Origin of the sequence: Microtetraspora sp. AC03309 (genome assembly GCF_020826795.1) — a bacterium.
Lineage (GTDB): Bacteria > Actinomycetota > Actinomycetes > Streptosporangiales > Streptosporangiaceae > Microtetraspora > Microtetraspora glauca.
Genome location: NZ_JADDIL010000033.1, coordinates 56691 through 69330, shown reverse-complemented (window position 1 = coordinate 69330; position 12640 = coordinate 56691). Strand labels below are relative to the sequence as shown.

General features: G+C 70.7%; 11 protein-coding genes and 1 pseudogene. 5 read left to right on the top strand and 7 right to left on the bottom strand.

All coding sequences use genetic code 11. From position 1 onward, the window contains the following. The first annotated feature begins 215 nt into the window (after positions 1 to 215). From uppS to IMZ11_RS20750, 3 genes are all read left to right on the top strand, one after another. Entirely contained in the window at positions 216 to 950 is a 735-nt protein-coding gene (gene uppS / locus IMZ11_RS20760; protein ID WP_308066826.1) for a polyprenyl diphosphate synthase, read from the top strand. Continuing rightward, on the top strand, positions 947 to 2410 hold the full coding sequence (locus IMZ11_RS20755) for an oxygenase MpaB family protein (RefSeq protein WP_228643920.1): 1464 nt from the start codon (positions 947 to 949) through the stop codon (positions 2408 to 2410). The genes uppS and IMZ11_RS20755 overlap by 4 nt, the downstream gene beginning before the upstream one ends. 249 nt (positions 2411 to 2659) lie before the next feature. After that, the gene (locus tag IMZ11_RS20750) at positions 2660 to 3880 is read left to right on the top strand and encodes an acyl-CoA dehydrogenase family protein (RefSeq protein ID WP_228643918.1); all 1221 of its coding nucleotides are present in this window, start codon (positions 2660 to 2662) and stop codon (positions 3878 to 3880) included. A gap of 207 nt (positions 3881 to 4087) precedes the next feature. Here the strand turns inward: IMZ11_RS20750 and IMZ11_RS20745 are convergent. Beyond that, positions 4088 to 4233: pseudogene (locus IMZ11_RS20745) on the bottom strand (IS5/IS1182 family transposase); the annotation flags it as partial. Positions 4234 to 4539: 306 nt separating this feature from the next. After that, positions 4540 to 5424 (bottom strand): SMP-30/gluconolactonase/LRE family protein, encoded by an 885-nt coding sequence (locus IMZ11_RS20740; RefSeq protein ID WP_228643916.1) that lies wholly within the window; start codon positions 5422 to 5424, stop codon positions 4540 to 4542. 30 nt (positions 5425 to 5454) lie between these two features. Here IMZ11_RS20740 and IMZ11_RS20735 point away from each other — a divergent pair, with 30 nt between their 5' ends. Further along, on the top strand, positions 5455 to 5907 hold the full coding sequence (locus IMZ11_RS20735) for an Lrp/AsnC family transcriptional regulator (protein WP_228643914.1): 453 nt from the start codon (positions 5455 to 5457) through the stop codon (positions 5905 to 5907). Between the two features lie 139 nt (positions 5908 to 6046). Here IMZ11_RS20735 and IMZ11_RS20730 read toward each other — a convergent pair whose 3' ends face one another. Both IMZ11_RS20730 and IMZ11_RS20725 read right to left on the bottom strand, forming a co-directional pair. Beyond that, positions 6047 to 7747: an AMP-binding protein gene (locus tag IMZ11_RS20730; protein WP_228643912.1), complete on the bottom strand. Its 1701-nt coding sequence runs from the start codon at positions 7745 to 7747 to the stop codon at positions 6047 to 6049. A 71-nt stretch (positions 7748 to 7818) separates the two neighbouring features. Then, positions 7819 to 8664, bottom strand: coding sequence for a LuxR C-terminal-related transcriptional regulator (locus IMZ11_RS20725; protein ID WP_228643910.1), 846 nt, complete (start codon positions 8662 to 8664; stop codon positions 7819 to 7821). A 195-nt stretch (positions 8665 to 8859) separates the two neighbouring features. Between IMZ11_RS20725 and IMZ11_RS20720 the strand changes: the two genes are divergently transcribed. Continuing rightward, on the top strand, positions 8860 to 9264 hold the full coding sequence (locus IMZ11_RS20720; RefSeq protein WP_228643908.1) for a PPOX class F420-dependent oxidoreductase: 405 nt from the start codon (positions 8860 to 8862) through the stop codon (positions 9262 to 9264). A 160-nt stretch (positions 9265 to 9424) separates the two neighbouring features. Here IMZ11_RS20720 and IMZ11_RS20715 read toward each other — a convergent pair whose 3' ends face one another. The 3 genes from IMZ11_RS20715 to IMZ11_RS20705 form a co-directional block, all read right to left on the bottom strand. Beyond that, complete coding sequence (locus IMZ11_RS20715; RefSeq protein ID WP_228643906.1) at positions 9425 to 10318, bottom strand: F510_1955 family glycosylhydrolase; 894 nt, start codon at positions 10316 to 10318, stop codon at positions 9425 to 9427. A gap of 13 nt (positions 10319 to 10331) precedes the next feature. Then, the gene (locus IMZ11_RS20710; RefSeq protein WP_228643904.1) at positions 10332 to 11939 is read right to left on the bottom strand and encodes a multicopper oxidase family protein; all 1608 of its coding nucleotides are present in this window, start codon (positions 11937 to 11939) and stop codon (positions 10332 to 10334) included. 109 nt (positions 11940 to 12048) lie between these two features. Next, positions 12049 to 12633: a hypothetical protein gene (locus IMZ11_RS20705; RefSeq protein ID WP_228643902.1), complete on the bottom strand. Its 585-nt coding sequence runs from the start codon at positions 12631 to 12633 to the stop codon at positions 12049 to 12051. Positions 12634 to 12640: the final 7 nt, after the last annotated feature.

Below are 12640 nucleotides of genomic sequence, written 5' to 3'. Positions count from 1 at the left end.
CGGCGTGCCGGACGTCGGTTGACGGACACGCGGGTTGAGCCGGGCTCCTCGCGTGTATCCGGCCGCGGCCGACAGTGATGATTCCAAAGTGTAGTCGCCTGATTACAGGGTAAAAGTTGGCGCGGCGGGTCATTGCGTGAGGTGCGACATGGTTGCCCAATGCGCACTTTTGAGGTTCGGCCAACGACGGGAGCGGCGATGTTCTCCTCCTCACGGTGGGCGGTGTGAGAGGCCTGCCTCATCATGTGGCATGCGTCATGGACGGAAACGGCCGGTGGGCCGCACAGCGGTCGCTGCCCCGCACCGCGGGGCATCAGGCGGCCGAGGCCGCCGTGATCGATGTCATCGAGGCGGCCCACACGGCCGGCGTCGAGTGGTTGAGCCTGTACGCCTTCTCCACCGAGAACTGGCGGCGGCCGGCCGCCGAGGTCGACGTCCTGTTGCGGCTGGTGCGGCGCGCCATCCGGAAACACGCCCTGGCACTGCACACGCGCGGGATCCGATGCCGCTTCCTGGGGGTCACCGACCCCCGGATCCCGCCGGCGCTGGCCCGGGACATCGCCGACCTGATGGCGCTGACCCGCGACAACCGGCGGATGACGTTGACCGTGGCGTTCGACCACGGCGGACGCCGCGACATCGTCGAGGCCGCCCGGTCGCTGATCCGCGACGGGGTGCGGCCCGAGCAGGTCACCGAGGAGAGCTTCGCCCGCTATCTGCCCCATCCCGACATGCCGGAGGTGGACCTGGTCATCCGTACCTCCGGGGAACAGCGGATCTCGAACTTCATGCTCTGGCAGGTGGCCTACGCCGAATGGGTCTTTCCCCGCGTGCTGTGGCCGGACTTCCGCTCCGAGCACTTCTGGGAATGCCTGGACGTCTACCGACGGCGGGACCGCCGGTTCGGCGGCGTACAGGTGCCGACCGCGACAGGAAAGGGACTTCGATGAGCTACGCCGTACCCGCCGGGACCGATGACGGCAGCATGCCCGCGGACCCCGACGACCCACTCGGGCCGGGATCGATGCTCCACCCGCTGGCCCACCAGACGCGCTGGGGGCTGGTGGCGTCCCGAGCCATCGTCCTGGAGGCCGCGCACCCCCAGATCGGCGCGGCGCTGATGACCAACTCGACCTTCGTCGCGCACCCCTGGCGGCGGCTGCGCAACACCGTGCTCAGCGCACAGCGGATGTTCGACCCCGACGAGCGGGTGCGGCAGCGGGAGGCGGCCCGGCTCAACCGCCTGCACGCGCGCATCACCGGCACCGACGCCGAGGGCCGCCCGTTCAATGCGGCAGATCCCGAGGCGCGCGCCTGGGTGGTGGCGACGCTGTTCGAGTCCACGGTCACGATGTGCCGGCTGAGCGGCGAGTCCCTCGACGGCCCCGCCTCGGACCGGCTGTACTCCGAGTTCCTGGCGTTCCTCGCCCTGATGGACCCCGGCGGAGGGGAGCTTCCGCCCACGCTGCGGGAGTTCTGGCGCTATTACGAATTCATGATCGAGGAGCGGCTGGAGAACACCGAAGCGGTCCACGTCATCCTCGACCGCCTGTTCGCGCAGGTACCCGCTCCACCTCTGCTTCGCGACCGCCCGGCCTTGTGGGCGGCGGGCAGGGCGGTCGCCGGCCCCGTGGCCACCGCGATCACCGTGGCGTCGCTGCCCGAGCCGCTTCGCGCACGGCTGGGGCTGCCCGAGTTGCCGGGCACACGCACGTTGATTCACACCACGTACCTGTCCGCAAGGCTCGCGACGCAGCTGCTGCCGCAGGCGTGGACACGGCTGGACACGGTCATGGACATGCTGGACCCGACGTACTCTCCTCGACCGGGCAGCGACGCGCTGACAGAGCTGCGCCGCGGCGCGGCGAAGGCGGGGGCGCTCCTCCGCCTCCTCACGCCCACCCCGAGTACGGCCGCCACCGGCGACTCGACGCTACGGTCCGCCTCACGGTTCTTCTCCGAGGTCCTGGACCAGACCGGAAACGGCCACCTCGACTGGCCCGACCTCGCCGCGATGGCCCGGGAGATCGCCACCCGTCTCGACCTGGCGACCGAGGACGAGGACCGCCTGTTCGCCGCCTTCGCCGACTGGTGGCGAGAGCTGCAGAAGGAGCTGGACACCGACGGCGACGGACGCATCACCGGCCACGAGTACGCCGCGGCGACCGCCGCCATGACCAGCTCCGCCCTCATCAGGGTCGCCGACGTCCTGTTCGACGTCACCGATGCGGATGACGACCAGGTCATCGACGCGCGGGAGTACCGGGTCCTCTTCCGCACGGCGTTCAATCGCGACCCGGGCGGCGGAGACGAGCGACTGACCCGTGCCGAGTTCGTCCGCCGGTTCCTGAACTTCATGGCCGGCCGCCGGCACTCGGACGTCTACGACCGCTTGTTCGCCCAATCCTGACCGCGTCGCCGCGTCGCCGCGTCGCTGGACGGGTGTCGCTCCGGGCCGCGGTCGGCGAAGGGCGCGGATGAGCCGGTCCGGTCGATCTTCTTGAGGCGGGGCGCGGTGCGTTCGTCCAGCAGGGGAGAAACGGGGTTCCGGGCCGGTTGCCGGGAATGCTACTCGCCGGTAAGTTTGCTCGCCGGCCGGTGCTACGGTTGGTGATCTCACGGCCCGGCCCCCATATCTCGACCCCTGTGGAGAAGTGCGATGAGCGACGGCGCGACGGGGTTCTGCCCCGAACTGAACGACGACATCCGCGAGGTACGCGACTGGGTGCGCGAGTTCGCTCGTGACGTCGTGCGCCCGGCCGGAGCGGAGTGGGACGAGCGCGAGGAGACCCCCTGGTCGGTCATCCAGGAGGCCGCCAAGATCGGGCTGTACTCCCTGGACTTCTTCGCCCAGCAGTGGTTCGAGGAGTCCGGGCTCGGGCTGCACGTGGCGTTCGAGGAGCTCTTCTGGGGAGACGCCGGCATCGGCCTGTCCATCGTCGGCACCGGCCTCGCCGCGGCCGCCCTGTCCACCGGCGGCACGCCGGAGCAGATGGGGGAGTGGCTGCCCCAGATGTTCGGGACCCCCGACGACGTCAAGGTCGGCGCGTTCTGCGCCTCCGAGCCGGACGCCGGGAGCGACGTGGGCTCGATCAGGACCCGCGCCGTGTACGACAACGGCGACTGGGTCCTCAACGGCGTGAAGACCTGGGCGACCAACGGCGGCATCGCCAACGTGCACATCGTCGTCGCCTCCGTCGATCCCGAGCTGGGGACCCGCGGGCAGGCGTCCTTCATCATCCCGCCGGGCACCCCGGGGCTCTCGCAGGGGCAGAAGTTCCGCAAGCACGGCATCCGCGCCTCGCACACCGCCGAGGTCGTCCTGGACAACGTCCGTGTTCCCGGTTCGTGCCTGCTCGGCGGCAAGGAGAAGCTCGACGCCCGCCTCGCCCGCGTGCGCTCCGGCGCGCGTGGCGGCGAGCAGGGCGCCATGCGGACCTTCGAGTCCACCCGGCCGCTGGTGGCCGCCATGGCGGTGGGCACCGCTCGCGCCGCGTACGAGTACGCCAGGGACTACGCCCGCGAGCGCGAGCAGTTCGGCCGCAAGATCGGTGAGAATCAGGCGGTCGCGTTCCTGCTCGCCGACATGGCCACCCGCGTGGACGTCGCGCGGCTGATGACCTGGCGCGCCGCGTGGATGGCCCGGCACGGGCGCCCGATGGATCAGGCCGAAGGGTCGATGAGCAAGCTGGTCGCCAGCGAGGCCGCGGTGTGGGTGACCGAGCAGGCCATCCAGATCCTCGGCGGCGCCGGATACACCCGCGAGCACCCCGTGGAGCGCTTCCACCGCGATGCCAAGATCTACACGATCTTCGAAGGTACGTCCGAGATCCAGCGCCTCATCATCGGCCGCTCCGTCACCGGCCTGCCCGTCCGGTAAGAACTTCGCACGTCAGGTTGGGTGGCGTGGTCGCAGGACAGTTGTCGCGCCACGCCTCCCCTGACCGACAGATCATCAGGGGTTAGGTCCCAGTTCTGCCTCAGTTCTGCCCTAGGAACTTGCGGGTTACCGCAACTGTCGATCGATGGCCTCGCGTACCCGATCACGTGACGAAGACAGCGTGGACACGGAGAGTAAGAAGTCCTAGGGGATGCCGTTTCCGTCGGCGATCACATGGTGCTTGGAGCCCGCTCGGCCTCGGTCGACCGGGCTCGGACCAGTTTTGGGCCGCACTTGAGCGCCCGGATGTGGGAGCTGTCGATCATCGCCGTGGACCAGCCGAGCTTGCCGGCGACATATCAGCCGCATAAACGAATCGGGGTCAGCGACGCAATTCCAGGTTTGACGGAATGCGCCATTTGAGGGTGCGGGGCCACCGGACTCGGGTGGTGCGCGAAGGTCGGACGCGACGGCACCACAAAGCTGCACCTGCATACCGCGACGTGATGCACGGCCGCGCCAGAGCGGGGCCCGGCGATTCGCATGTCCGGGTTCGGTCGTCACGCGCCCGTCACCGTCCCCCGCCCCGGCGCCACAGTCCCCCGCGGTCGCCGCCCCGGCTCCCGTCCTGGAAGGAGAGGGGGCGGGGAGCACATGGTTCACCTGGCCCCGGCGAAGGTCACCCGGATCGAGTACAGGTCGCCGCCCGAGCCCGTGATGAACAGGTTGTTGCGCTTGGGGCCGCCGAAGGTGAGGTTCGAGGCCGACTCGGGGAGGCGGAGGCGGGCGATCAGGGTGCCGTCGGGGGCGTAGCAGTGGAGGCCTTCCATGGCCGCCGCCCACACCCGGCCGTAGCAGTCGAGGCGGATCCCGTCGAACCAGGCCTCGGCGAAGACCTTGCCGCCCGCCAGAGTCCCTTCCGCGGTCACCTCGAACACCCTCAGGTGCCGCTTGCGGGTGTCCACGACGTACAGCAGCGACTCGTCCGGCGAGAAGGCCAGGCCGTTCGGCCGGACGAAGTCGTCGGCCACGATCGACAGTTCGCCGGAGACGGGGTCGAGGCGGTAGACGTGGTCGCCGCCGATCTCGCTCTCGGCCGGGCTGCCCTCGTAGTAGCCGGTGATGCCGTAGCGCGGGTCGGTGAACCAGATCGTGCCGTCCGAGCGGACCACCACGTCGTTGGGGCTGTTGAGGCGCTTGCCCTGGTAGCGGTCGGCGAGGACGGTGACGGTGCCGTCGTGCTCGGTCCTGGTGACCCGCCTGGCGCCCTGCTCGCAGGTGATCAGCCGGCCCTCGAGGTCGACGGTGTTGCCGTTGGCGTTGCCCGACGGGGTGCGGAAGACGCCGACGGCGCCGGTGGTCTCGTCCCAGCGCAGCAGCCGGTCGTTGGGGATGTCGCTCCACACCAGATACCGTCCGGCGGGGAAGTACGCGGGCCCTTCGGTCTTGCGGCTGCCGCTGTGGAGCACCTCCACGTAGTCGTCGCCGCCGTCGTAGCCGAAACGCTCGTCGAGAACCTCGAACTCGGCCCGGAATCGCTCCATGACTGAATCTCCTTCGGTAATATTCGCATTATGCCAAACGGAGTTCAGTTGGACGAGGTCGATCGCGCGCTCGTGACCGAACTGCAGCGCGACGCCGCGCAGTCCTACGCGACGCTGGGGCGGGCGGTCGGGCTGTCGGCCGGGGCGGTGCACGAGCGGGTGCGCAAGCTGCGCGAGCGCGGGGTCATCGGGGCGACCACGGTCGAGGTGGATCCCGTGGCGCTGGACCGGCCGGTGCTGGCATATGTGATGGTCGGCGCCGACGCGTGGATGGGGGAGTCCGGGGGTGCCTTCGCGGGGATCCCGGAGATCATGGAAGCGCACGTGATCGCGGGCGAGGCGTCGGTGCTCGTCAAGGTGCGTACGGCGACCACCGAGCAGCTCCAGGACGTGTTGCGGCGGATCTACGGCATTGAGGGAGTGGCGAGCACCCAGGCGATCGTCGTCCTGGAGACCTTCTTCGAACGGCCGGTGTGCCCCTGACCGACCGACCGGCCACACGAAGGTAGGGACCGTCCGTGCCGAAAGTCGGGGAGCGCCGTCCCGATCTTGGGGCGCACCTCGAACCCGGCCGGCCGCCTGATCCCCGCTGGGCGGCGCGGATCAGGCGTACCCCGGCGGTTCAGGACAGGTCGAACTGGTCGTCGCGCCACTCGCCGGTCAGTCGCGCGTCCGCGTGCCGCTCCTCGCGGGCCCGCAGTTCGACCCGGCGGATCTTGCCGGAGATCGTCTTCGGCAGGTCGTAGAACTCCAGCCGGCGGACCCGGAGGTAGGGGGGCAGATGCTCCCGGGCGTAGGCGAGGATCGACCGCGCCGTCTCCTCGCCGGGCTCGTGGCCCGGCGCCAGCAGCACGTACGCCTTCGGAACGGCCAGCCGGACGGAGTCCGGAGCGGGAACGACGGCGGCCTCCGCGACGGCGGGATGCTCGATGAGGACGCTCTCCAGCTCGAACGGACTGACCTTGTAGTCGGAGGCCTTGAAGACGTCGTCGGTGCGCCCGATGAAGGTGATGTAGCCGTCGGCGTCCCGGCTCGCGACGTCCCCGGTGTGGTAGTAGCCGTCCGCCATCGCCTCGGCGTTGCGCGTCTCGTCCCCCTGGTATCCGGTCATGAGGCTCAACGGGGACCGGGACAGGTCCAGGCAGATCTCTCCCTCGCCCTCGCCGGAGAGCCGTGCACCGGTCGTCGCGTCCACGAGAACGACCGGGACGCCGGGCAGCGGGCGGCCCATGGATCCCGGCTTGACGTGCTGGCCGGGTGAGTTGCCGACCAGCGCGGAGGTCTCGGTCTGCCCGAAACCATCCCGGATGGTCAGCCCCCAGTTCTTCTCGACCTGGCTGATGACCTCGGGATTCAACGGCTCGCCCGCGCCGACGGCCTCGCGAAGCGCTCCGGGCGACTCGGACAGGTCGGCGTTGATGAGCATGCGCCACACCGTGGGAGGGGCGCAGAACGTGGTCACGTTCTCGGACCGCAGCCGCGCCAGCAGCGCCACCGGGTCGAAACGCGCGTAGTTGTAGACGAAGACGGTCGCTTCGGCGAGCCACGGCGCGAAGAAGTTCGACCATGCGTGCTTCGCCCAGCCGGGCGAGGAGATGTTGAGGTGGACGTCTCCGGGCCGCAGGCCCAGCCAGTACATCGTCGACAGGTGGCCCACCGGATAGGACACGTGGGTGTGCTCGACGAGCTTGGGCCTGCTGGTCGTGCCCGAGGTGAAGTAGAGCAGCAACCGGTCCGTGCTCGCGTTGCCCGGGTGTGGAAGCGGGGTGGCGTCGAGCTCGTACGCCGCCGCGAACTCGCGCCAGCCGTCGGCCGTTCCTCCCACGACGACCTTCAGGTAGCCGCCGGGAACGGCCTCGAATTTCGCCGTGTCCGCCACATTGCAGACGACCGCCTTCGCGTTCCCGCGGTCGAGCCGGTCGGCGAGCTCCGCGGGACCGGCCGCCGTGGCCGTCGGCATGATGACCGCGCCCAGCTTCATGACGGCGAGCATCGTCTCCCACAGCTCGACCTGGTTGCCGAGCATGATCACGACGCTGTCGCCGCGGCCGACTCCACCGGCCGCGAGATGACGGGCCACCTGGTCGGACCTGCGGCACAGCTCGGCGAACGAGTACGCGGCGCGGCTCCCGTCCTCCTCGACGATCACCAGGCCGGTGCGCTCGTTGTCCCGCGCCCACGTCTCGAACCAGTCGTGCGCCCAGTTGAAGGTGTCGCCCACGTCGGGCCACGAGAACCTCGCGACGGCGTCGCCGTACGAGGTGCGCAGGTCGAGCAGCTCGTCTCGCGCGGCGCGCAGTGCGGATGTGGGGTCGATCGACATCGCGGCCTCCTTGGTCGTCCGCCGCACATGGTGACCCTGATCGTCCCGCCGCGACACCCCCCGATGGGGGGTCACGGGATGAGGCCGTGGCGACGGGCGGCGACGACGGCCTCGTGCCGGCTGTGCGCGTCGAGCCGGACGAGGATGTCGCGCATGTAGCTCTTGACGGTCATGGGCGAGATGCCGAGTTCCGCCGCCACGCTCGGGTAGGTCCGTCCCGTCGCCACCATCGACAGCACGGCCAGCTCGCGAGCGCTGAGCGCGGGCACGTCACCGGACGTCTCGCCGGCGGTTCCGGACACCTCCGCCAGCAGCTCGGCGATCCGCCGGCGGAGCGTGTCGTCGGACGTGTTCCGCAGCAACGCGTGCAGGCCGGAGTGGACCGTGCGCAGCCTTTCGACCGTGCTCGCGTGCAGCCTGCCGACCGACTCGACGTGGGCGGCCACGCGCCGGTCGATCTCATCCTCCATGGCCAGCTGCCGTGCCAGCGTGCGGGCCGCCGCCGTGGTCGCGGTCTTGAGGCGGTCGCCCAGTCCCGGACTCTCGCGAACGGCGGAGTAGATCACGCCTCGGACCGTCCTGCCGACGAGCACCGGCGCCGCGACGGTGGCTCGAATCCCTTCGGCCAGGACGGGGACGTCGTAGTCGTGGGAGATCTCGCCGGCCGTGCGGTAGTCGTCCACGCCGACCACACGGCCCTCGCCCCAGGCACGGCCTCCGACCCCGGCGCCCGAAGACACCGCGAGCCCGGACAGGAGGCCGGTACGGGTGCCGTCGAAGTGCTGGAGGCGCAGCCGGCCGTCCGTGACCGGGCCGCCGAAGGCGATCGGGGCGCCCGTGGCGTCGCGAAGTGAGCGCAGCTCACGCCCCCATATCCGCGGGACGTCCGAGGACGTGGCGGTGCCGAGCCTGACCATGCTTCATCTTGCCCCGATTCGTGCCCGGAAGGAACGTCGTCGACGGGCCGCTTCTCCGTGGATCACGTGCGTCGCCGGTCGGCCCGTGTCGTCGAGGGCGGCGGCGTCCGGGGCGCGCAGGGGCCGTGCGCGCAGGGTCATGAGCGTGCCGAACGGGATTGACCTCAAGAATGGTTGAGGTAGCAGAGGGAATTCATGATCTTCACCGAGGCCGAGCTGCGGTATCTCGTCGAGCATCCATTGGGACGCCTGGCGACCATCGGGTCCGAGGGCGCACCGCAGGTCAATCCCGTGACCTTCCGCGTCAACCCTGGTACCGGGACCGTCGACATAGGAGGTCCGGCGTTCTCCGCGAGTAGGAAGTTCCGTAACGTCCAAGGAAACCCGCACGTCTCGTTCGTCATCGACGACGCGGCCGAGGAGCCCAATGTGTTCGGCCAGCGCGGCCGAGGCGTCGAGGTTCGCGGGGAGGCGCGGATCGTGACGTTGGATCCCCCTCTGATGGCGATGTTCGACGCGGAGACCATCCGTATCCACCCGCGTCGAATCGTGGCATGGAACATCGACGGCGTGGGCTACAACGCCCGCGACGTGGTCTGACGACACCGCCCGCACGGCGCCGCCGTCCGGAGAGACGACGGTCAGGCGGCGCGCGGAGATGCGGCTGACGCCTCTCCCCGGCCGTCCGGCTCATCGGCCCGACGCCCCTCCGGCTCGGTGCCGGAGGGGATCGCCCGACTCATGAGCGAGCCGTACGCGCTCAGGGCTGGTGGATGGTGGCGAAGCTCGCGCCTCCGTCCGTCGACTCGTACAGGGTGCCGTCCATCGAGGCGGCGAGGAGGTGCTCCGCCGAGACGGCGGTGAAGGCGACGGCCTGCATGGGCAGGCGGCCTCCGGCCTTCCAGGTGGCGCCGCCGTCCGTGCTGGACCGCACCTGGCCGTCGGGCGCCACACCGATCAGGCCGTCCTTGTCCGTCACGTCGAGGAATGACAGCAGCGGCGCGCCCTTCAGGAGCCGGAAGGTCCGGCCCGAGTCCGTGCTGATCTTCACCCCGTCGGGTGTGGTGGCGTAGACGGTGCCGGGCCTTCCGGCGCCCGCGCCCAGGTCGAGCAGGTCGAGCCGGGCCTCCGGGGTGAGCGTCGCGCCCTCGCCGCGCCAGACCTGGCCGGTCTGCGCGTCGTAGCCGTACACCCTCGTGCCCGCGACCTGGAGCGCGTGGAAGTCGGCCTTCCCAGCGAGTGCCACCTGCTGCCACGTGGCTCCGGCGTCCGACGAGCGGATCAGGCCCAGGTGCGGGGGCTGCCCGTCCGCGATGTCCGCGGCGGACGGGTGGCCGCTGGCGTAGAACGTCCCGGGGCCGGCGACGGTGAAGCCCATGTGGTCGGCGTCGCGGTCGCCGACGCGGCGCAGCGTGCCCCCTTCGACGGTGAACAGGCCGTAGTGTCCCGCGACGTACACCGTGCCGGTGGCCGGATCGACGCCCAGCCCGTGCACGTGCCCGACGCCCGGGTCGGCGGCCCGCGACGTGCTCTGCTGCGTGCTCTGCTTCGCGCTCTGTGGCGCGTCCTGCGGGGACGACCCGTCCGCGCCGCAGGCGGTCAGCACCGCCGCCAGTAGCAGTGCCCCGGCGGCCAGGCCGAACTTCTTGATCATCTCAAGGCTCCCTTCAGGCCTGGTAACCGAGCAGGGTCATCATCCCGGCCTCGGCGTGGTAGACGTTGTGGCAGTGGATCATCCAGAGGCCGGGGTTGTCCGCCTCGAAGTCGGCGTTCACCGTCGCGCCGGGCAGCACGATCGCCGTGTCCTTGCGCGCGCCGCTCCTCCCCAGGGCGAAGGTGTGGCCGTGCAGGTGCATCGGATGCCACATCAGGCTCCGGTTGACGAAGGAGAGCCGCACCCGCTCGCCCGGCCGGACCGGTTCGACGACCTTCGGATCGAACTTCTTCCCGTTGATCGCCCAGTCGTACTTCGCCATGCTGCCGGTGAGCGTCAGCGTGATCGTGCGGTCCGGTGTCTTCCCGGCCAGCCGTACGGCGTCCGCCGGGACGAGCGCGTCGTAGCCGACGAGACGGCCGTCCAGTTCGGCCGGTCGGACATCGGCCCGGGGCGCGCGGGCGCTCGCGGCGGTGCGGACCAGAGCACGACCGAGGGCGCGCTTGCCCTCCGCCAGCGCGACCAGGGGGAACACCCCGTCCTTGAGGGTGACCAGCACGTCGTACCGCTCACCCATCCCGATCAGCAGGGCGTCGGTCTCCACCGGTGCGACGGCGTAGCCGTCGGTGTGGGTCACGGTCATGGCGTGACCGCCCAGCGCGACCCGGAACGCCGTGTCGCCGCCCGCGTTGATCAACCGGATCCGCAGCCGGGTGCCCGGCTTGGCCGTACGGGTCTCCGGTGACGCCGGGATCTTTCCGTTGACCAGGAAGTGCGGGTAGTAGACGTCCCCGGCGTCGCCGCCCAGGAGGTCGCTCTCCGCGTTCATCATCATGTGCGGCCACTTCGCGGAGGCCGAGGGGGTGGGGGTGGGCATCGCCATGTCACCGTGGCCCCCGTGTCCACCGCCCGCGCCGCCGTCGGACGTCGCGCCGGATGCGCCGTGCCCGCCGTGCCCGCCGTGCCCGCCGCTCGGGGTGCTCGCGGCGTGGCCCATGGCCGCCATGGAGGTGAGTTCGGCGAGCACCTCGTCGGGCGTTCCGGTGACGCCGTCCAGCCAGTCGTCCAGAACGACGACCCATTCCTCGTCGTAGCTCAGCGGCTCGGCCGGATCCTCCACGATGAGAGGCGCGTACAGCCCCCGGTCGAGCTGGGGGCCGTGGTGCGGATGGAACCAGTATGTCCCGGGATGGGAGGCGGTGAACTCGTAGACCAGCTCGCCGCCCGCGGGGATGGGCGGCTGGGTGACGCCCGGCACGCCGTCGGCGTCGTTGCGCAGGGCGAGGCCGTGCCAGTGCACGGTCGTGTCCTGGGGCAGCCGGTTGGTCAGGCGGGCCCGGACGACCTCACCGGCCCTGACCCGGATCGGCTCGCCCGGGAGGCGGTCGCCGTACATCCAGGTGCGTACGGCGGGGCCGCCCAGGTCGGCGTGGCCCTCGTGGGCCAGCAGGTGGAACTCGCGTACCCGGCCGGGGTGCCGGGCCGCCTCGGCGGCGCGCACCTCGTCCCCGGTGGGCCGGACGAAATCGGTGCTCTCACGGGAGCACGCGGAAGCAAGGGCTCCGCCCGCCGCGGCGGCCAGGCCGGCGCGCAGGAAGAGCCGTCGATCGATCGATGGCATGGGAAATTCCGCTCACGGTTCGCAGCTGAATGAGGATCCGGAAGGACCCGGGCGAGGTGGCGGGGCGTCCCGAGGACGGCCGCGTGTTCGCCGGGCCCGGTGGGAGCCTCTATACGCGCAGGACCGTGACCCGCTGGAGCGACAGCGCGAACGGCGACGGCGATCCGCGTACGGCGGGCAACCGGGCCGGGCGCTCCCGGACGTCGGCGGCGTCTCCGGACGGGCGGCCCAGGACGATCAGGCCCAGCGCCACGGTGACCAGCACGGCGGCGACCGCCGTCAGGCACTGCACGAACGGATTGGCGCCGCTCGCCCCCTCGTGGACCGCCGCCACGTTCGGCCGAGTTGTGACCGACAGGCCGGACGAGGCAATGGACGAGGCAATCGACGACGTGGTGAACGACGTGGTGGGCGGCATCGTCGAGGTGCCGCGTGCGGTCATGCCCTCCATTGAGGAGAACGCCGCTGAGGAGGATGCCGCGGGGATCCCGTGCGCCGCAGTGATGTCCGCGGAGGACGCCGCGGGCACACCGTGCATGGAGGAGTGCGAAAGAGACGCCCCGGACATGGGCATTCCGCAGAAGTGGGCGGTCGCGTAACTCAGGCCGACGCCGAGCAGCACGGACGCGAGCAGAACGAGCTTGGGCAGCACAGCCGCGACCGCGCTCCTGCCGGTCTCCCGCCGAGTGCGCACCGCTTCA